Below are 18,155 nucleotides of genomic sequence, written 5' to 3'. Positions count from 1 at the left end.
ACCAGTCTAGGCTCTGGTTTGCTGGTAGACGTACGGTAACTGTGGAACAGCATAAGCCTTTGATATTGGCGCTACATCTCAGGCGCTGCGTTATTGCTATTCAGGATTTGAGCGCCATTCCCTCTCTGGCTAGGCGCAGGCGCTGCCACCGCGTAAAGTTGCACCCTTTGCATGCGCCGCAGTCATCCGTCTAGAGCGGGTGCAGATGTCCAAGGGGTTCCATGAAAGGTTTCGCTCGCAGCGGGCAGTGGGCTGTCCGGCTGGTAACGCTTATCGCTTGCTTTCTGATTGCTCCGGCTTTCGCCGAGACCCGCCAGGTCACCGATGTCCTCGGGCGCACGGTGACTATCGAGGCGCCAGCCAAGCGCGTGGTGCTGGGCTTCCACTATGGCGACTACCTGGCGGTTGGGGGCGAGCATGCCTTCGACGCCGTGGTCGGTGTTTCCCGCGGCGCCTGGGAGCGCAAGGTGCCGGCCAACTGGGCGCTCAACGTCGCCCACCGGCCATCCCTGGCCACCCTTCCCGATGTGGGGGAGACGGAAAACAATAGTTTTTCCGTCGAGAAGGTGCTCGCCCTCAAGCCGGATCTGGTGGTGCTGGCCGCCTGGCAGCTCCAGGCGCTGGACAGCGAGGTCAAGCGCCTCGAACAGCTCGGCATCCCGGTGGTGGCGATCGACTACAACGCCCAGACCCTGGAACGCCATCTGGCCTCCACCCGCTTGCTCGGCGTCATCACCGGCCAGGAGGCACGGGCCACCGAACTGGCCAATTTCTACGCCAAGGTGGTGAAAGACATCCAGACCCGTATCGCGGCGGCCCATCGCCCGCGGCCGCGAGTCTATGCCGAGTTCGGCAACAAGGGCCCGGCCGAGTACTCCTTCACCTATGGCCGCAACATGTGGGGCGCCATGGTGACCCTGGCCGGCGGCGACAACATCGCTGCGCCCTTCATCCAGTGGTGGGGGGTGATGAATCCGGAGCAGGTGCTCATGGCCCAGCCGGAGGTCATCTTCATCTCCGGGCGTGAGGACAACAGCAATCCCACTGCCTTGCCCATGGGCCCCGGCGTCAGCGCCGACGATGCCCGCACTCACCTGCGCGCCTTCATGCAGCGGCCGGGCTGGAGCAATCTGCCGGCCATCCGCGACGGTCGTCTCTATGGCGTCTACCAGGGTGCCTCGCGCAGCCTGGAGGACTTCGCCATGCTGCAGTTCATCGCCAAGCAGCTCTATCCGGATCTGTTCCAGGACGTGGATCCGATGGCCAACTATCGCGAGTACTACCGCCGCTACATGCCGATCCAGCCCCAGGGCACCTTCGCCATAGGCCTGAACCCATGAGCGCCTCTTCGCTCTCCAGCCACGCGGACGCCATCGCCGAGCAGCGCGCCCGCGAACGTCGTCGCTGGCGTGCCTGCGGGGTGTTCCTGGCTCTGACCCTGGCGGGTCTGGTGCTGGACATCGCCACCGGGCCCTCGCTGCTCTCGCCGCTGGAGGTGCTCAAGTCCCTGACCGGGCTCGGCGAGCGGCAGCCGATGACCGACGCCATCGTCCGCGACCTGCGCCTGCCGGTGGCGCTGATGGCGCTGGCGGTGGGCGCCGCCCTCGGCGCCGGCGGGGCACAGATGCAGACGCTGCTCAACAACCCCATGGCCAGCCCCTATACCTTGGGCATGGCCGCCGCCGCGGGCTGTGGCGCCGCCCTCAGCCTGGCACTGGGCAGCTTCGGCCTGGGCGCGCTGATCGGGGTACCGTTGGGCGCCTTCGTCTTCGCCATGCTGGCGGCGCTGTTTCTCTTCGCCCTGGCTTCGCTCAAGCGCACCGGCAGCGACACCATCATCCTCGGTGGCATCGCCCTGCTGTTCCTCTTCCAGTCATTGCTGTCGCTGGTGCAGTTCCTTTCGTCGCCGGAGCTCTCGCAGCAGATCCTCTTCTGGCTGTTCGGCAGCCTTGGCCGCGCCACCTGGACCACCCTGGCCATCGTCGCGGGGGTGACCCTGCTGTGCTGCATCCTGCTCTTGCGCGATGCCTGGAAACTGGCGGCCCTGCGCCTGGGCGAAGCGCGTGCCGAGAGCCTGGGCGTGGACATCCGCCGCCTGCGCCTCAAGGTGCTGATCCTGGTGGCGGTGATGACCGCCACGGCCACCAGCTTCGTCGGGGTGATCGGCTTCGTCGGCCTGGTCGCACCCCATATCGCCCGCTGGCAGGTGGGCGAGGATCAGCGCTTCCTCTTGCCGCTGTCGGCCATCTGCGGCGCCCTGATGCTGTCCTTCGCCTCGGTACTGTCCAAGTCGATCCTGCCCGGGGCGCTGTTTCCGGTGGGCATCGTCACCGCCATCGTCGGGGTGCCCTTCCTGCTCTGGCTCATCTTCGCCCCGCGCAGGCCCAGCCTATGATTCGCCTCCATGACCTCGCGCTGAAGCGCGGCGACCGTACCGTGATCTTCGGGCTGAGCACCGAGCTGCATCCCGGCCAGGTCCATGTGATCCTCGGCCCCAATGGCACCGGCAAGACCACCCTGCTGCGCGCGCTCGCTGGGGACCTGCCGCTGGCGGCGGGTCATATCGAACGCGGGGAAAGGCGGCTGGTGGCGGGTGCTTCGCTCCGCGCTCAGCGCGAGGGCTGGCGCCAGGGCGTGGCCTATATGCCCCAGGATTCCCATGCCGAGGCGGCACTGTCGGTGCTGGAGACGGTGGCCATGGGCAGCCTGGAGCGGCTGACCCTGCACCTGGACGATGAGCTGCTGGAACGGGCGCTGGGCAAGCTCGACGAAGTGGGCATCGGGCACCTGGCCTCGCGCCAGTTGGGCGCCCTGAGTGGCGGTCAGCGGCAGCTGGTGTTCTTCGCCCAGGTGCTGATGCGTGAACCCGAGGTGATGCTGCTGGACGAACCGGTCAGCGCCCTGGATCTGCGTCACCAGATCAACCTGCTCGATCGCGTGCGCCACGAGACCCGATTGCACAATCAGGTGACCGTGGTGGTGCTGCACGATCTCAACCTGGCCTGCCAGTACGCCGATTCGCTGCTGGTGCTGGTCGACGGTGGCCTGTTGGCCGCCGGGCGACCCGCCGCCATCGTCACCGCCGACCTGCTGGAGGCCACCTATGGCGTGGCGGTGGACATCCTGCAGGACCGCCAGGGCCGTCCGGTGGTCCAGCCGCTGACCGGCCAGGCCTTCAGCGAGGCCTGACCGCAGGGTTGCAGAGGGTGGGGCGTCAGAAGGTGTAGGTGAAGCCGGCCTGCACCGTACGCGGCTCGCCCGGATAGCTGTAGGCGTTCCAGGAGCTCTCGTCGTAGCCCTTGTTGAAGACGTTGCGTACGTCCAGGTTCAGCCGCAGGTGTTCGTCGACCTTGTAGAAGCTCAACAGGTCGGTGACGGTGTAGCTGTCCATGCTGTAGTCGCTGACGGCGGTTTTCTGGCCTTCGCGCTCACCCACGTACTTGACGTTGGCGCCCAGCCCCAGGCCGCGCAGCCTGCCGTCGTGGAATTCGTAGACGTTGAGCAGGTTGACGGCATTGCGCGGGATGTTGGTCAGGCGCGTGCCGCGGGCCAGGGTGTTGTCCTTGGTGACCTCGGCATCGGTAAAGGCGTAGCCGCCGAGGATGCGCCAGTTGGGCGTCAGGTCGCCGGTCACGTTGAGTTCGAAACCGCGGCTGCGCACCTCGCCAGCGGCGACGTTGAAGGCCGGGTCGACGGGGTCCAGGGTCAGGACGTTTTCCTTGACCGTATGGAAGATCGCCGTGTCGACGCTGAGACGGCCATCCATCGCCGCCCACTTCATGCCCACTTCGTAGGCCTTGCCTTCCTCGGGATCGAAACCGCCGCCCAGGCGCGCCGCGCCGGTGTTGGGCTTGAACGACTTGGAGGCGCTGGCGTACAGGGCCAGTTCCGGGGTGAGGTCGTAGCTGACGCCCAGGCGCGGGGTAACGGCGTTGTCGGCGTTGGACCAGCTCTTGCCGCCGGCGACGAAGTTATCGTAGTCGTGCTCGAAGCGCTCCAGGCGCACGCCACCCAGCACCTTGAAGCGCTCGGTGAGGGCGATCTGGTCCTGCACGAAGGCTGCCCAGGTCTTGAGGGTCTCGTGGTCGTGGGTTGGCGTACGGGTCAGGGCCGGACGCGGCTGGCCGAGGACCGGATTGACCAGATTGACCGCATAGACATCGGTGCCGCCGGGGGAGCGCTGGATGATCGACTGATAGTCGTAGTCTTCCACCTCGACCCCGGTGATCAGGGTATGGCCGAGGCCAAAGGTGTCAAAGTGGCCAGTCAGGTTCAGCTGCAGGTCGCGATCGCTCCACTCCAGCTTGCGGTAGTTGAAGTTGCGGCCGAGGGTCACGCCGTCGGCCTGCACGCCGTTGGCTTCCACGGCATTGCCCTTGAGGCTACCGTCGAGGTACTGGAAGCCGCCGGCCAGGGTCCAGGCGTCGTTCAACTGGTGCTCGAAGCGCAGCTGATAGGCCTCGCTGTCGCTGTGCAGCAGGTTGGTGGTGCCCTTTTCCCAGGCATTGGTGGAGCGATTGGCCTCGGCGCGCTGGGTGAGGTAGTTGGTGCGGCCGCGATCCAGCGGGGCGTTGCTGCGGATGATGTCCGCCTCGAAGGTGATGAGGGTGGCATCGGTGGCCTGCCAGCTCAGCACCGGGGCGACTTCGTAGCGCTCGGTGTGCACGTCGTCGCGGAAGGTGTCGCCGCCCTCGGCGATCAGGTTGAGGCGATAGGCCAGGCGGCCGTCCTCGTCCACCGGACCGGTGGTGTCCAGGGTGCCGCGTTTCTGGCCCTGGTCGGTGAACTGGCTGCCGAGGGTGGTCTTGCGCTCGCCCAGCGGTTGCTTGGTGACCACGTTGAAGGTGCCGCCCGGATCACTGCGGCCATAGAGGGTCGCGGCGGGGCCGCGCAGGACCTCGACCCGCTCCAGGGTGGCGGCATCCGGCGCGCTGGGGTAGCCGCGGTTCATGGGGAAGCCGTTGCGGAAATACTCGGAGCTGGTGAAGCCGCGCACCGTGTAGCTGGTCAGGCCCTGGCCGCCGAAGTTGTTGCCACGGCCGACGCCGCCGGCCTGGTCCAGCGCCTGCTGCAGGCGGGTGGCGGAAAGGTCGTCGAGGGCCTCGCGGGAGACCACGCTCACCGACTGAGGCGTCTCGTGCAGCGGGGTATCGGTGCGGGTCGCACTGCTGGAGCGCTCTGCCTTGTAGCCCTGTACTGGCCCGGTGGGTGATTCGGCCGAGCCAACGATGGTGAGGTCGGACAGGGCTTGGGGGGTATCTTCCGCTGCCTCCTGGGCATGACCAGCGAGGGGAAGGGCACAGAGAGGCAGCAGATAGAAAGCAGGGACCAGCCGGCGCATTGTTATCGTCCTGGAGTTCGGGGAGGCGGATTCTAGAGCGCCTTGCAAAGGGGACACAACTGCGAGTCGTTACCGCCTGAGACAGATTTTCATCAGCCTCGTCGATTCGCTTGGGCCTCTCGTGAATCGGGTGGCGGGTGCTGAGCCAGAAAAGGCGGATGCCGGGCGCGCCTGATGGCCTGCCCGGGAAGCGATGGCGGCGCTTTTGGCGTAGCATGCCGCTCCTTTACCGCCGTGATCGCCCATGAATACCGCTACGCTCGCCAGCCTCACCGATCTGCTTCTCGCCGCCCTCGCATCGCCACCCGCCGAGGCGCGCCGACTGGTGCACGGCCGTGGCCGGCTGCTGCCGGGGCTGGAGCAGCTCACCGTCGACTGGCTGGAAGGCGTGGTGCGGGTGGGCCTGTTCCGCGAGCTGCCCATGGCAGAGCTGGACGCCCTACGCACGACCCTGGTGGCCTTGGACGAGACCCCGACGTGGCGCGCCAGCGGTGCCCAGAGCCTGCTCCTGCAGCATCGTTATCGGCTGGATGCCGCCAGCGAGGCGCTGATCGGCGCGCCGGTGGGCGAGCACGTCATCCATGAGGAAGGCCTGAAGTTCGGCCTGGACCTCACCCGTCACCAGAACATGGGGCTGTTCCTCGACATGCGCCTGGGCCGCCGCTGGGTACGCGAGCAGGCCGCCGGGCTGCGGATCCTCAACCTGTTCGCCTACACCTGCGGCTTCTCGGTGGCCGCCCTTGCTGGCGACGCCGCCCAGGTGGTCAATCTGGACATGGCCCGCGGCCCCCTGACCCGCGGACGCGAAAATCACCGTCTCAATGGCCACGACCTGGGCAAGGTCAGCTTTCTCGGCCACGAGCTGTTCAAGTCCTGGGGCAAGGTGCGCAAGCTGGGGCCCTACGACCTGGTGATCGTCGATCCGCCCAGCTTCCAGCAGGGCAGCTTCGCCCTGACCAAGGACTATGCGCGCATCCTGCGTCGGTTGCCGGAGCTGCTCACCCCTGGCGGGCGGGTGCTGGCCTGCGTCAACGATCCGGGCGTGGGGGCGGACTTCCTCATCGCCGGCATGGCCCAGGAAGCACCGGGACTGACCTTCGTCGAGCGCCTGGCCAATCCGCCGGAATTCGCCGACGAGGACCCCGAAGGCGGCCTCAAGGTGTTGGTGTTCCAGCAAGGATGAACCCCGTAGGTTGGCGCTGAGCCCCGCGAAGCCCGACGGTGCTCACGCTCGACCCTGGTTTGTTGGGCTTCGACGATGAAGCCGTCTCAGCCCAACCTACGGAACCCGCCCGTAGGTTGGCGCTGAGCGCAGCGAAGCCCAACGGTGCCCCGGCTCGACCCTGGCTTGTTAGGCTTCGACGATGAAGCCGTCTCAGCGCCAACCTACGGAACCCGCCCGTAGGTTGGCGCTGAGCACCGCGAAGCCCAACGTCGCCCGTGGTGCCGAATCCAGGCCTGTTGGGCTTCGACGATGACGCCGTCTCAGCGCCAACCTACGTACGTTCTGTCCCGGGCGATCCTCCGCTTCATCGATCGATGCGTACCGCTCGGAGGCCCTGGTGGCGGCGGGGCGCGCCAGGGTCCATGCTGTGGCGTTAGCTGGAAGGAGCGGCAATGGACGTGCAATGGTGGTACTGGCTGGTGCTGGGCGTCGGCCTGGTGCTGAGCGAATTGGTGGTGCCGGCCTTTTTCCTGATCTGGTTCGGTCTGGGCGCCCTGTTGGTCGGTGTGCTGCTGCTGGCACTGCCGACTCTGGCACTGGCCTGGCAGCTGCTGGTCTGGAGTCTGGCTTCGCTCGCGGCGGTGTTTCTCTGGTTTCGCTATGGCAAGGGCCGCAGCAAGCCGGGCGAGGACTGGAGCGCCGACGCCCATCTGGGCGAGATCGGCCTGCTGGTCGCAGCGGTCGGCCCCTTTGCCCGTGGGCGCGTACGCTTCCAGAAACCCATCCTTGGCAGTGACGAATGGCCTTGCCTGGCCGATGCGGAGATCGCAGCCGGCGAGCGCGTGCGGCTGCTCGCCTTCGAAGGCAACCTGGTCAAGGTCGCCCGTCAATCCTGACGTCTTCCACCTCTAGAGACAAACGCCATGAGTGTCAGCCTTATCGTCGCCCTGCTGTTGCTGGTCTTCATCGTCGTCACCGTCGCCAAGGGCGTGCGGCTGGTGCCCCAGGGGCAGGAATGGATCGTCGAGCGCCTGGGCAAGTACCGCACCACCCTCAAGCCCGGCCTGAACTTCCTGATTCCCTACATGGATCAGGTCAGCTATCGACTCAGCACCAAGGACCTGATCCTCGACGTGCAGCAGCAGGAGGTCATCACCCGTGACAACGCGGTGATCCTGGCCAATGCCCTATGTTTCGCCAAGATCGTCGATCCGGCCAAGGCGGCCTATGGCGTGGAAGACTACGCGCAGGCCATCACCAGCCTGGCGATGACCTCGCTGCGGGCCATCATCGGCGAGATGGAACTGGACCAGGCGCTGTCCTCGCGAGACGAGATCAAGGCGCGGCTGAGGGTCAGCATGGCCGAGCAGACCGTGGACTGGGGCATCACCGTCAAGGCGGTGGAGGTGCAGGAGCTCAAGCCGACGCCCTCGATGCAGGCGGCGATGGAAATGCAGGCGGCCGCCGAGCGGGAGCGCAAGGCGGTGGTGACCCGCGCCGAGGGCGCCAAGCAGGCCGCCATCCTGGAGGCCGATGCCCGTTTGGAGGCGGCCAAGCGCGACAGCGTGGCCCAGGTGACCCTGGCGCAGGCTTCCGCTGCGGCCTTGAGCAAGATCTCCGAAGCCGTGGGCAGCGAGCCAACCCCGGTGCTCTACCTGCTGGGCGAGCGCTACATCAATGCCATGGAAAAGCTGGCCACCAGCGACAACGCGAAGACGGTGGTCTTGCCGGCCGATATCCAGCAGACGCTGCGCGGGTTGCTGGGGACCAAGCCCTAGTCCGACGGCTGTTCGCGGGGATACGCCTCAGCCCTGCTTGGGCAGGCGCCGATAGAGCTGCTCGACCTTTTCCCGCGCCCAGGGCGTGCGGCGCAGGAAGGTCAGGCTGGATTTGATACTGGGCTCATGGGTGAAGCAGCGCAGCGGAATGCGGCGGCCGAGTTCTTCCCAGCCGTGATGCTCCACCAGGCGGGTGAGCAAGGCTTCGAGGGTGATGCCTTCGAGGGAGGCGCGGGGCTTGTCGGACATCGGTTGGGCTCTGGATGAGGGGAGGGCAGTGTAGCCGCTGCAACAGCTCGCTGCGCGTCGAAGCAGTCGACAGACCACGGAACGATGCTGTTCGATAATCGAACTGTTAGTCGATTATCGGATTGTTTGCGCGGATGGGGCTTTGTAGTCTGACTCCAGACCGCCGCACCGGGCGGCGCCGACAACAAAGACGCGAGTCGACAATCCATGGCCCAGATCCTGTCCCTGAGCGAAGCCATCCAGCGCTTCGTCCACGATGGCGAGACCGTCGCCCTCGAAGGCTTCACCCATCTCATTCCGACCGCCGCCGCCCACGAGCTAATCCGCCAGAATCGGCGCGACCTGACCCTGGTGCGCATGACCCCCGACCTGGTCTATGACCTGCTGATCGGTGCCGGCTGTGCCAAGCGGCTGATCTTCTCCTGGGGCGGCAACCCCGGGGTCGGCTCCCTGCACCGGCTGCGCGATGCGGTGGAAAAAGGCTGGCCGCACAAGCTGGAGATTTCCGAGCACAGCCACGCGGCCCTGGCCAACGCCTATGTCGCCGGCGCCTCCAACCTGCCCTTCGCCGTTCTGCGCGGCTACCAGGGCTCGGACCTGGCCAAGGTCAATCCGGACATCAAGACCATCGCCTGCCCCTTCACCGGCGAGCAGCTCGCCGCGGTGCCCAGCGTGCGCCCGGACGTTACCGTCATCCATGCGCAGAAGGCCGACCGCCAGGGCAACGTGCTGATCCAGGGCATCCTCGGCGTGCAGAAGGAAGCGGCCCTGGCCGCCCAGCGCTGCATCGTCACCGTGGAAGAGCTCGTCGACGACCTCCAGGCGCCGATGAACGCCTGTGTGCTGCCGACCTGGGCGCTCAGCGCCGTTTGCGTGGTACCGGGTGGGGCACATCCGTCCTATGCCCACGGCTACTACGAGCGGGACAACCGCTTCTACCAGGCCTGGGATCCGATCGCCCGCGACCGCGACACCTTTACCCAGTGGATCGACACCTACATCCGCGGTACCGCGGACTTCGCCGCCTTCCAGGCGAAGCTGGCTGCGGAGGCCTGAATCATGAGCGACTTCACCACCAATGAAATGATGACCGTGGCCGCCGCGCGCCGCCTCGGCAATGGCAGCGTCTGCTTCGTCGGCATCGGCCTGCCGTCCACCGCCGCCAACCTGGCGCGCCTGACCCATGCGCCGGACGTGGTGCTGATCTACGAATCCGGCCCCATCGGTGCCAAGCCCTCGGTGCTGCCGCTGTCCATCGGCGACGGCGAGCTGGCCGAGACCGCCGACACCGTGGTGCCCACCGGCGAGATCTTCCGCTACTGGCTGCAGGGCGGACGCATCGACGTGGGCTTTCTGGGCGCGGCCCAGGTCGACCGCTTCGGCAACATCAACACCACGGTGATCGGTGACTACCACCAACCCAAAGTACGCCTGCCTGGCGCTGGCGGCGCCCCGGAAATCGCCGGCTCGGCCAAGGAGGTGCTGATCATCCTCAAGCAGTCGCACCGCAGCTTCGTCGACAAGCTGGCCTTCATCACCTCGGTGGGCTTCGGCGAGGGTGGCGATCACCGCCAGCAGCTGGGCCTGCCGGGCAAGGGCCCGACCGCCATCATCACCGATCTCTGCATCATGGAGCCGGAGGCCGGCACCCACGAATTCGTGGTGACCGCCCTGCATCCCGGGGTGACCCGCGAGCAGGTGGTGGCCGCCACTGGCTGGGCCATCCGTTTCGCCGACCAGGTCGCCACCACTGCGGCGCCGACCGCGACCGAACTCGACGCCCTGCGTGATCTGCAGGCCCGGACCAATGCCGCCCACGGCGGCCAGAAAGGAGCTGAGGAATGAGTCGCCCCGTCTATATCTGCGATGCCATCCGTACCCCCATCGGCCGTCTCAACGGCGGTCTCTCGGCGGTGCGCGCCGACGACCTGGCGGCCATTCCGCTGCGGGCTTTGCAGGAGCGCAATCCCCAGGTGGATTGGACGGCGGTGGACGAGGTGTTCATGGGCTGCGCCAACCAGGCCGGTGAGGACAACCGCAATGTGGCGCGCATGGCGGTCCTGCTGTCGGGGCTACCAGAAACGGTGCCGGGCGTGACCCTCAATCGCCTCTGCGCCTCGGGCATGGAAGCGGTGGGCCAGGCCTATCGCGCCATCGCCCTGGGCGAGATGGAGCTGGTGATCGCCGCCGGGGTGGAATCCATGACCCGGGCGCCCTATGTCATGGGCAAGGCCGACAGCGCCTTCGGCCGTGGCCAGAAGCTGGAAGACACCACCCTGGGCTGGCGCTTCATCAACCCGGCGATGAAGGAGGCCTATGGGGTGGACAGCATGCCGGTCACCGGTGACAACGTCGCCGCCGACTATGGTGTCAGCCGCGCCGACCAGGACGCCTTCGGCCTGCGCAGCCAGCAGCGTGCCGCGGCGGCCCAGGAATCCGGCTATTACGCCGAGGAAATCGTCCCGGTGACCATCAAGGGCAAGAAGGGTGACGTGGTGGTGGAGCGCGACGAGCATCCGCGTCCGGACACCACTGCCGAAGGCCTGGCCAAGCTCAAACCGGTCAACGGCCCGGACCGGACCGTGACCGCGGGCAACGCCTCCGGGCTCAATGACGGCGCCTCGGCCATCATCCTGGCCTCGGCAGAAGCCGTGAAGAAGCATGGCCTCACGCCCCGCGCCCGGGTACTGGGCATGGCCAGCGGCGGGGTAGCGCCGCGCATCATGGGGGTCGGTCCGACTCCGGCAGTGCGCAAGCTGCTGAAGCAGCTTGACCTGTCCATCGACGCCTTCGACGTCATCGAACTCAACGAAGCCTTCGCCGCCCAGGGCATCGCCGTCCTGCGCGAACTGGGCGTGGCCGACGACAGCCCCAAGGTCAATCCCAATGGCGGCGCCATCGCCCTGGGTCATCCCCTGGGCATGAGCGGCAACCGCCTGGTGCTCACTGCAGTGCACCAGCTGGAGAAGACCGGCGGCCGCCTGGGTCTCGCCACCATGTGCGTGGGCGTCGGCCAGGGGCTGGCGCTGGCGGTGGAGCGGGTGGAGTCGATCTAGGTTTGGTGTTCTGGTCATATCGCGGCCATGGGCCGCTCCTACACGTGCCGTACCTGTAGGAGCGGCCCATGGCCGCGATTCTCAGGGCTGATCGTAGAGCCCTTGCTTGAGCAAACCACCAAATCTCATTCACCCCATGCCCATCATCCCTGTAACCGCGTGTGTCTCTCTTGGTCCGATGGCGGTAGGCTGTCCCCCGTCCATCCATACCTATAATTAAGGATCTCCATGAGCACTCGCCCGCATTACACCTTCGAGGAGCGCAAGAAGCGCATCTTCGCCATCGTCGGCGCCTCGTCCGGCAACTTGGTGGAATGGTTCGACTTCTACGTCTACGCCTTCTGTTCCATCTACTTCGCCGCCGCCTTCTTTCCCAAGAGCGACCCCACCGTGCAGCTGCTCAGCACCGCCGGGGTGTTCGCCGCGGGCTTTCTCATGCGCCCCCTGGGCGGCTGGATCTTCGGGCGCGTCGCCGACAAGTACGGCCGGCGCACCTCCATGGTCATCTCCATCCTGATGATGGGCGCCGGCTCCCTGGCCATCGCCTGCCTGCCCACCTATTCCAGCATCGGCGTCGCGGCACCAGCGCTGCTGCTGCTCGCGCGGCTCCTGCAGGGCATCTCGGTAGGGGGTGAATACGGCACCACCGCCACCTACATGAGCGAAGTGGCCCTGCGTGGCCAGCGCGGTTTCTTCGCTTCCTTCCAGTACGTCACCCTGATCGGCGGCCAGCTGCTGGCCGTGCTGGTGGTGGTGATCCTGCAGCAGGTGCTCAGCGATGCCGACCTGCGCGCCTGGGGCTGGCGGATTCCCTTCCTAGTTGGGGCCGCCGCGGCAGTGGTATCGCTGTTCCTGCGCCGCTCGCTGGAAGAGACCACCACCGCCGAGACCCGCGCCAACAAGGAAGCCGGCACCCTGAGCGGCCTGTTCAAGCATCACAAGGCGGCCTTCTTCACCGTGCTCGGCTACACCGCTGGCGGCTCGCTGATCTTCTATACCTTCACCACCTACATGCAGAAGTACCTGGTCAACACCAGCGGCATGGACGCCAAGACCGCCAGCGCCGTGATGACCTGCGCCCTGCTGGTGTTCATGCTGATGCAGCCGCTGTTCGGCATGCTCTCCGACCGCATCGGCCGGCGCGCTTCCATGCTGCTGTTCGGTGGCCTGGGCACGGTCTGCACCTGGCCGATCCTCACCGCCCTGGCCAGCGTCCAGAGTCCCTTCGTGGCCTTCCTGCTGATCTGCCTGGCCATGGCCATCATCAGCCTCTACACCTCCATCAGCGGGCTGGTGAAGGCCGAGATGTTCCCACCAGAGGTGCGCGCCCTCGGCGTGGGCCTGTCCTATGCGGTGGCGAATGCCATCTTTGGCGGCTCGGCGGAATTCGTCGCCCTGAGCTTCAAGACCCAGGGGCATGAAGAAGTCTTCTACATCTATGTCTCGGTGATGCTGGCGGTGGCCTTCCTGGTCAGCCTGCGGCTGCCGCGGCAAGCCACCTATCTGCATCACGACCACTAAGCGAGAGGAGTCCTTCATGTCCAACCTGCTATTCGACGCCTACTTCACCAGCGCCGCCATGCGCGCGGTGTTTTGTGACCACGGCCGACTGCAGGGCATGCTGGACTTCGAGGCGGCCCTGGCGCGCGCCGAGGCGGCGGTGGGGGTGATTCCCCAGACGGCGGTGGCACCCATCGCCGCCGCCTGCCGCGCCGAGCGGTATGACGCGGCCGAGCTGGCCCAGGCTGTGGTCAGCGCCGGCAATTCCGCCATTCCCCTGGTCAAGGCCCTGGGCCGGCAGATCGCCGCCCAGGACCCCGAGGCCGAGCGCCATCTGCACCGCGGCGCGACCAGCCAGGACGCCATGGACAGCGGGCTGGTCTTGCAGATTCGCCAGGCGCTGGATCTCCTGGACGCCGATCTGGCGCACCTGGCCGAGGCCTTGGCCTCCCAGGCCGAGCGCCATGCCGGTACCGTGCTGGCCGGGCGCACCTGGCTGCAGCACGCTACCCCGGTGACCCTGGGCATGAAGCTGGCCGGGGTGCTGGGCGCCATCACTCGTCACCGCCAGCGCCTGGCCGAACTGAGGCCACGGGTGCTGGTGCTGCAATTCGGCGGCGCCTCGGGCAGCCTGGCCGCCCTGGGCGCTGACGCCCTGCCGGTGGCCGAGGCCCTGGCCCGGGAGCTGGGCCTGAACCTGCCGGAACAACCCTGGCACACCCAGCGCGATCGCCTGGTCGAGGTCGGTGCCTGGCTCGGCCTGGTGGCCGGCAGCCTCGGCAAGCTGGGGCGTGATCTGTCGCTGCTGATGCAGACCGAAGCCGCCGAGGTCTTCGAACCCTCGGCGCCGGGCAAGGGCGGTTCTTCCACCATGCCGCACAAGCGCAATCCAGTGGGCGCGGCGGTGCTGATCGCCGCCGCCACCCGCGCGCCGGGTCTGGTCAGCACCCTGTTTTCCGCCATGCCCCAGGAGCACGAGCGCAGCCTGGGCCTCTGGCATGCCGAATGGGAAACCCTGCCGGAGCTGTTCTGCCTGGTCTCCGGCGCCCTGCAGCAGGCCCAGGCCATCGTCGCCGGGCTGGAGGTCGATGCCGCGCGGATGCAGGCCAATCTGGAACTGACCCATGGCTTGGTGCTGGCCGAGGCGGTCAGCATCGCCCTAGCCGGACGGCTAGGGCGTGAGGCCGCCCATCACCTGGTGGAGCAGAGCTGTAAGCGCGCCGTCCAGGAGGGGCGTCACCTGCGCCAGGTGCTCGGCGACACGCCCGAGGTCACCGCCGAACTCTCCAGCGCCGAGCTGGATCGTCTGCTGGACCCTGCCCATTACCAAGGGCAGGCCCGTGCCTGGGTATCTCGCGCCCTGGCCGAACACCGCACCCTGCTTGCCCATTCCTAGACCAGAGGACTGCCTGATGCCCAGCGTACGTCTCGCCGATGGCGACCTTAACTACCGGCTGGAGGGCCCCGAGGGTGCTCCGGTGCTGATCCTGTCCAACTCCCTGGGCACCCACCTCGCCATGTGGGATGACCAGGCCGCGGCCTTCAGCGAGCGTTTCCGCCTGCTGCGCTACGACACCCGCGGCCATGGCGCCTCCCTGGTGACGCCCGGCCCCTATCGCATGGACGGGAACGGTCGCGACGTCCTGGCCCTGGCCGATGCCCTGGGCATCGAGCGATTCGCCTTCTGCGGCCTGTCCATGGGCGGCTCCATCGGCCAGTGGCTGGGCATCAACGCGCCGGAGCGGATCACCCGCCTGGTGCTGTGCAACACCGCCGCCAAGATCGGCACCCCCGAGGTGTGGAACACCCGCATCCAGACCGTGGAAGCCGGTGGCGAGCAGGCCATGCGCGACCTGCGCGACGCTTCCATCGGTCGCTGGTTCACCCCCGACTTCGCCAGCGCCGAGCCGGAACGGGTCGACCGCATCGTCGCCATGCTCGCTGGTACCTCGCCCCAGGGTTACGCGGCCAACTGCGCGGCGGTGCGCGATGCCGACTTCCGCGAGGTGCTGGATGCCATCCGTGCGCCGACGCTGATCGTCGCCGGCACCCATGACGCCGTGACCACCCCAGCCGACGGGCGCTTCCTGCAGGAGCGTATTCCCGGTGCCGAGTACGTCGAGTTTCCCGCCGCCCACCTGTCCAACGTGCAGATGGGCGATGCCTTTACCCAGCGCGTGCTGGCCTTCCTGAGCGCCTGAAGGAGTCGATCTTGGACGAAAGAGAACGTTATGAAGCCGGCATGCAGGTCCGCCGCGCGGTGCTGGGCGACGCCCATGTCGATCGCAGCCTGGAAAAGCTGACCCCCTTCAACGAAGAATTCCAGGAGATGATCACCCGCCACGCCTGGGGCGACATCTGGACCCGCCCGGGCCTGCCGCGGCACACCCGCAGCCTGATCACCATCGCCATGCTGATCGGCATGAACCGCGAAGGCGAACTGCGCCTGCACCTGCGCGCCGCGCGCAGCAACGGGGTGACGCGGGAGGAGATCAAGGAGTTGATCATGCAGAGCGCCATCTACTGCGGCATCCCGGCGGCCAATGCCACCTTCCATTTGGCGGAGGCGGTATGGGATGAGTTGGGGGTGGAGTCGTTAGGCGACTGAGCGCTCGCTGTCTCCCTTTAACAGCGTCTGCTGGAATGGATTTGGTGGGCGTTATTGTTTGAGGGAGGGCAAGGACGTAGGTTGGCGCTGAGCGTCAGCGAAGCCCAACGTTGCGGGGTTAGCCCTCGAGACCTGACTTTACCTGTTGGTGCCCTAGCTGCTTATCTAGGTCTGCTGGAGGTTCTTGTTTCGCCCACCCGGGCGAGTCACTTTTGTCAGTCGCGGCTGCGCGCCCCGGACTACGCGCCCCGGACTACGCGCCCCGGACAAAAGTAACCAAAAACGCTTGCCCCGAACATCCGGCCCTCCGCTACGCTACGTTTCGCTCACGCCAGCGTCGTTCCGGGGTCGGTCCAGTTGGGCCGTCCATGGCCCACTGGACCTCTCGCCGCATCCCTGCGGCTCGACCCACTCCACGACACTGGCGTTCGCCCTGCTGAACGGGGTGATTCGCTATCCTGCTGCCTTTAGTGCAAACCTGTAGGGTGGACAACGGCGCAGCCTTGTCCACGCGGTAAGCCTTACTCCCTAAGTGGAAAACGCTGCGCGGTTTTCCACGCTACAACCTGTGAACACCCAACCATCAGGCTGGCGTCCGTCCCCGTCAGTGAGGCCGAGTACAGGTGTTGCGGAGGGGGATGCGAGGCAGGACGCCGAGCAAGGCGCGAGGGGCAGGAGGCCCCTTCGTGCCGTGCCCCTGGAGCGGCACCGGAGCGAGGGGACCCGGAGCGCAGCGGAGGGCCGAACTGTTGGGGTGTGCTTTCTTTTGCTTACTTTTCTTTGCACAAGCAAAGAAAAGTGAGTCGCCGGCTAGGCGAAACAAAAGCAATCAAAGCATTCGATAATCAGCCAGGGCACCGATAAGCCAAGGCATCCCAGTCAAACATCCGTGATGTTGGGCTTCGCCACGCTCAACCCAACCTACGAACGCCAGAAGCCGAAAGCCGCCCCCAGCCCAGGCCGGGGGCTACACGCCTCTTACTTGGCCATCACCCGCGTAATCCGATCCCCCTCGGCATCATCCTGCCCCTTGGCCTTGTTGACCGCGTAGACCACGCCTTTGGCGTCCACCACGGCCTGGTTGGGATAGGTGCCCAGTTCCAGGTTGGCCTTGATGTTGCCGTCCGGGTCGACCACGGTCAGGGTGCCGGCGCCGCGGTTGGTCACGTAGGCCAGGCGCTTGACCGGGTCGAAGGCCACGTTCAGCGCTCCGGCGCCGGTAGTGACGTTGTGCAGGGTCTTGCCGGTCTTGGCGTCGACGATCAGCAGGTTGTCGCTGCCCTGGGCGGTGATGAACAGGCGGTCGGTCTGGGGATCGTGGGCCACGCCCATGGGGGTCTTGGCGCCCTGGAGCGGGAAGACCTTCTCGACGGTCTCGGTCTTGGCGTCGATCACCGCGGCTTCGTTGGTCTTCATGCTGACGGCGTAGAGCTTGTGCACCGCTGGGTCCAGGTGCATGCCGACCACGGCGAACCGCTCGCCGCGCACGCCCGACTCGATGGTGATGCGCTTACGCAAGGCCGGCGCCTTGGCGTCGAAGCTGATGATATCCGGCGTGATGGCCGCCGAGGCGAAGGCGCGGTCGAGTTTCTCGTCGATCACCACGGTGTGGGCATGGGAGACGATGCCGGGTTCGAATTGCTTGACCAGGCCCAGGTCGCTCTGGCGATAGACCGCCACGGTGTTCTGCCGGGTGTTGGTGGTCCAGACGTTACCGTTGCGGTCGTCCACGGCCACACCGTAGACGGCGTATACACCGGCGTCCTCGCCCTGGGCGGCGGCCGGGGTGATCTGGCGCTCGATGGACAGGTCCTTGGGGTCGAGCTTGAGCAGTTGCGAGACCTTGACCGGCGGGCGGCCCACGGCCGAGGTGACGAAGAGGGCGCCGGACTTGCCGCTGATGTCCACCTGATACAGCCCGGGGACTAGCTTGACGGAGGTGAGGCTGTAGCCGTCGACGCCACTCAGGGGAACCACCGGCGAGACCTTGAGCGGAAAGACCGCGGCGCCCGAGGGCTGGGCGGTGCTGATGACGATGGGGTGCTGGCCGGGCGCGGCGTCTTCGGGAATGCGGATGGTCGCCTTGAAGTTGCCCTGGGCGTCGGCCACGTAGGCGGCGTCGGGGTTGAGCGCCACGCCACCACGGGACAGGGTGATCTGCTGGCCAGGGGTGAAGCCGCGGCCGTCCAGGGTGACCTCGCTGCCCGCCAGGATAGCGGTGCCGGCAACGGGGCTGGCCTTGATTTCGCCGCGGTAGTCCGGGTCGGGGGCTTCGAAGCTGGAGCGCGCCTGGGCGGCTTGCCCACCCAGCGCCAGCAGGGCGGCCAACAAGGTAACGGAAAAGACGCGCCGGCCCTTGGCCGAAGACGCTGGAGCGATGTTCATCAGGGATTCCTTGTAGCGGCGATCAAGATACCCGCGCCAGAGCGCCGGGCGGCAGAGGCCCTCCTGGGCTAGG

At 66.8% G+C, this 18,155-nt stretch carries 16 protein-coding genes; 13 read left to right on the top strand and 3 right to left on the bottom strand.

The features are described from left to right. Positions 1 to 221 precede the first annotated feature (221 nt). The 3 genes from ACUCV0_RS20335 to ACUCV0_RS20325 are packed head-to-tail and all read left to right on the top strand — an operon-like array spanning position 222 to position 3,189. Positions 222 to 1,340 carry an ABC transporter substrate-binding protein gene (locus tag ACUCV0_RS20335; RefSeq protein WP_482213528.1) on the top strand — a complete coding sequence of 373 codons (1,119 nt, stop codon included), beginning with the start codon at positions 222 to 224 and terminating at the stop codon, positions 1,338 to 1,340. Further along, positions 1,337 to 2,395 carry a FecCD family ABC transporter permease gene (locus ACUCV0_RS20330; RefSeq protein ID WP_482213527.1) on the top strand — a complete coding sequence of 353 codons (1,059 nt, stop codon included), beginning with the start codon at positions 1,337 to 1,339 and terminating at the stop codon, positions 2,393 to 2,395. The genes ACUCV0_RS20335 and ACUCV0_RS20330 overlap by 4 nt, the downstream gene beginning before the upstream one ends. Beyond that, entirely contained in the window at positions 2,392 to 3,189 is a 798-nt protein-coding gene (locus tag ACUCV0_RS20325) for an ABC transporter ATP-binding protein (RefSeq protein ID WP_482213526.1), read from the top strand. The genes ACUCV0_RS20330 and ACUCV0_RS20325 overlap by 4 nt, the downstream gene beginning before the upstream one ends. A 25-nt stretch (positions 3,190 to 3,214) precedes the next feature. Here the strand turns inward: ACUCV0_RS20325 and ACUCV0_RS20320 are convergent, their stop codons facing one another. Beyond that, positions 3,215 to 5,341, bottom strand: coding sequence for a TonB-dependent siderophore receptor (locus ACUCV0_RS20320; protein ID WP_482213525.1), 2,127 nt, complete (start codon positions 5,339 to 5,341; stop codon positions 3,215 to 3,217). A 244-nt stretch (positions 5,342 to 5,585) separates the two neighbouring features. Between ACUCV0_RS20320 and ACUCV0_RS20315 the strand changes: the two genes are divergently transcribed. From ACUCV0_RS20315 to ACUCV0_RS20305, 3 genes are all read left to right on the top strand, one after another. Continuing rightward, the gene (locus ACUCV0_RS20315; RefSeq protein ID WP_482213524.1) at positions 5,586 to 6,524 is read left to right on the top strand and encodes a class I SAM-dependent methyltransferase; all 939 of its coding nucleotides are present in this window, start codon (positions 5,586 to 5,588) and stop codon (positions 6,522 to 6,524) included. Between the two features lie 434 nt (positions 6,525 to 6,958). After that, positions 6,959 to 7,402: an NfeD family protein gene (locus ACUCV0_RS20310; protein ID WP_271653168.1), complete on the top strand. Its 444-nt coding sequence runs from the start codon at positions 6,959 to 6,961 to the stop codon at positions 7,400 to 7,402. A gap of 27 nt (positions 7,403 to 7,429) precedes the next feature. Further along, positions 7,430 to 8,284, top strand: a complete 855-nt coding sequence (locus tag ACUCV0_RS20305; RefSeq protein ID WP_271653167.1) for an SPFH domain-containing protein — start codon at positions 7,430 to 7,432, stop codon at positions 8,282 to 8,284. 27 nt (positions 8,285 to 8,311) lie between these two features. Here the strand turns inward: ACUCV0_RS20305 and ACUCV0_RS20300 are convergent, their stop codons facing one another. Further along, entirely contained in the window at positions 8,312 to 8,533 is a 222-nt protein-coding gene (locus ACUCV0_RS20300; protein ID WP_027598793.1) for a VF530 family protein, read from the bottom strand. Positions 8,534 to 8,740: 207 nt separating this feature from the next. Here ACUCV0_RS20300 and ACUCV0_RS20295 point away from each other — a divergent pair, with 207 nt between their 5' ends. From ACUCV0_RS20295 to pcaC, 7 genes are all read left to right on the top strand, one after another. After that, positions 8,741 to 9,589, top strand: coding sequence for a CoA transferase subunit A (locus tag ACUCV0_RS20295; protein ID WP_059316339.1), 849 nt, complete (start codon positions 8,741 to 8,743; stop codon positions 9,587 to 9,589). Between the two features lie 3 nt (positions 9,590 to 9,592). Next, positions 9,593 to 10,378: a CoA-transferase subunit beta gene (locus tag ACUCV0_RS20290; protein WP_017642963.1), complete on the top strand. Its 786-nt coding sequence runs from the start codon at positions 9,593 to 9,595 to the stop codon at positions 10,376 to 10,378. After that, positions 10,375 to 11,589, top strand: a complete 1,215-nt coding sequence (gene pcaF, locus ACUCV0_RS20285) for a 3-oxoadipyl-CoA thiolase (RefSeq protein WP_482213523.1) — start codon at positions 10,375 to 10,377, stop codon at positions 11,587 to 11,589. Before ACUCV0_RS20290 ends, pcaF begins: the two co-directional genes overlap by 4 nt. 228 nt (positions 11,590 to 11,817) lie before the next feature. Then, a complete protein-coding gene (locus tag ACUCV0_RS20280) occupies positions 11,818 to 13,110 on the top strand; it encodes an MFS family transporter (RefSeq protein WP_482213522.1) in 1,293 nt (430 codons plus the stop codon). Positions 13,111 to 13,126: 16 nt separating this feature from the next. Then, positions 13,127 to 14,485: a 3-carboxy-cis,cis-muconate cycloisomerase gene (locus tag ACUCV0_RS20275; protein ID WP_482213521.1), complete on the top strand. Its 1,359-nt coding sequence runs from the start codon at positions 13,127 to 13,129 to the stop codon at positions 14,483 to 14,485. Between the two features lie 16 nt (positions 14,486 to 14,501). Then, positions 14,502 to 15,290, top strand: a complete 789-nt coding sequence (pcaD, locus tag ACUCV0_RS20270; protein ID WP_482213520.1) for a 3-oxoadipate enol-lactonase — start codon at positions 14,502 to 14,504, stop codon at positions 15,288 to 15,290. Positions 15,291 to 15,301: 11 nt separating this feature from the next. After that, on the top strand, positions 15,302 to 15,697 hold the full coding sequence (pcaC, locus tag ACUCV0_RS20265) for a 4-carboxymuconolactone decarboxylase (RefSeq protein ID WP_482213519.1): 396 nt from the start codon (positions 15,302 to 15,304) through the stop codon (positions 15,695 to 15,697). Between the two features lie 978 nt (positions 15,698 to 16,675). Here pcaC and ACUCV0_RS20260 read toward each other — a convergent pair. Then, the gene (locus ACUCV0_RS20260) at positions 16,676 to 18,082 is read right to left on the bottom strand and encodes a YncE family protein (RefSeq protein ID WP_482213518.1); all 1,407 of its coding nucleotides are present in this window, start codon (positions 18,080 to 18,082) and stop codon (positions 16,676 to 16,678) included. Positions 18,083 to 18,155 lie beyond the last annotated feature (73 nt).

It is taken from the genome of Pseudomonas sp. VMV1, assembly GCF_056790235.1.
Note: the sequence above shows the minus strand (reverse complement) of the source record. Positions and strands in the feature narration are given on the sequence as shown.

Bases quoted from the DNA above. Each gene is read 5' to 3' on its own strand.
- ACUCV0_RS20335 (WP_482213528.1), top strand. From the start codon at position 222: ATGAAAGGTTTCGCTCGCAGCGGGCAGTGGGCTGTCCGGCTGGTAACG.
- ACUCV0_RS20330 (WP_482213527.1), top strand. From the start codon at position 1,337: ATGAGCGCCTCTTCGCTCTCCAGCCACGCGGACGCCATCGCCGAGCAG.
- ACUCV0_RS20325 (WP_482213526.1), top strand. From the start codon at position 2,392: ATGATTCGCCTCCATGACCTCGCGCTGAAGCGCGGCGACCGTACCGTG.
- ACUCV0_RS20320 (WP_482213525.1), bottom strand. From the start codon at position 5,341: ATGCGCCGGCTGGTCCCTGCTTTCTATCTGCTGCCTCTCTGTGCCCTT.
- ACUCV0_RS20315 (WP_482213524.1), top strand. From the start codon at position 5,586: ATGAATACCGCTACGCTCGCCAGCCTCACCGATCTGCTTCTCGCCGCC.
- ACUCV0_RS20310 (WP_271653168.1), top strand. From the start codon at position 6,959: ATGGACGTGCAATGGTGGTACTGGCTGGTGCTGGGCGTCGGCCTGGTG.
- ACUCV0_RS20305 (WP_271653167.1), top strand. From the start codon at position 7,430: ATGAGTGTCAGCCTTATCGTCGCCCTGCTGTTGCTGGTCTTCATCGTC.
- ACUCV0_RS20300 (WP_027598793.1), bottom strand. From the start codon at position 8,533: ATGTCCGACAAGCCCCGCGCCTCCCTCGAAGGCATCACCCTCGAAGCC.
- ACUCV0_RS20295 (WP_059316339.1), top strand. From the start codon at position 8,741: ATGGCCCAGATCCTGTCCCTGAGCGAAGCCATCCAGCGCTTCGTCCAC.
- ACUCV0_RS20290 (WP_017642963.1), top strand. From the start codon at position 9,593: ATGAGCGACTTCACCACCAATGAAATGATGACCGTGGCCGCCGCGCGC.
- pcaF (WP_482213523.1), top strand. From the start codon at position 10,375: ATGAGTCGCCCCGTCTATATCTGCGATGCCATCCGTACCCCCATCGGC.
- ACUCV0_RS20280 (WP_482213522.1), top strand. From the start codon at position 11,818: ATGAGCACTCGCCCGCATTACACCTTCGAGGAGCGCAAGAAGCGCATC.
- ACUCV0_RS20275 (WP_482213521.1), top strand. From the start codon at position 13,127: ATGTCCAACCTGCTATTCGACGCCTACTTCACCAGCGCCGCCATGCGC.
- pcaD (WP_482213520.1), top strand. From the start codon at position 14,502: ATGCCCAGCGTACGTCTCGCCGATGGCGACCTTAACTACCGGCTGGAG.
- ACUCV0_RS20260 (WP_482213518.1), bottom strand. From the start codon at position 18,082: ATGAACATCGCTCCAGCGTCTTCGGCCAAGGGCCGGCGCGTCTTTTCC.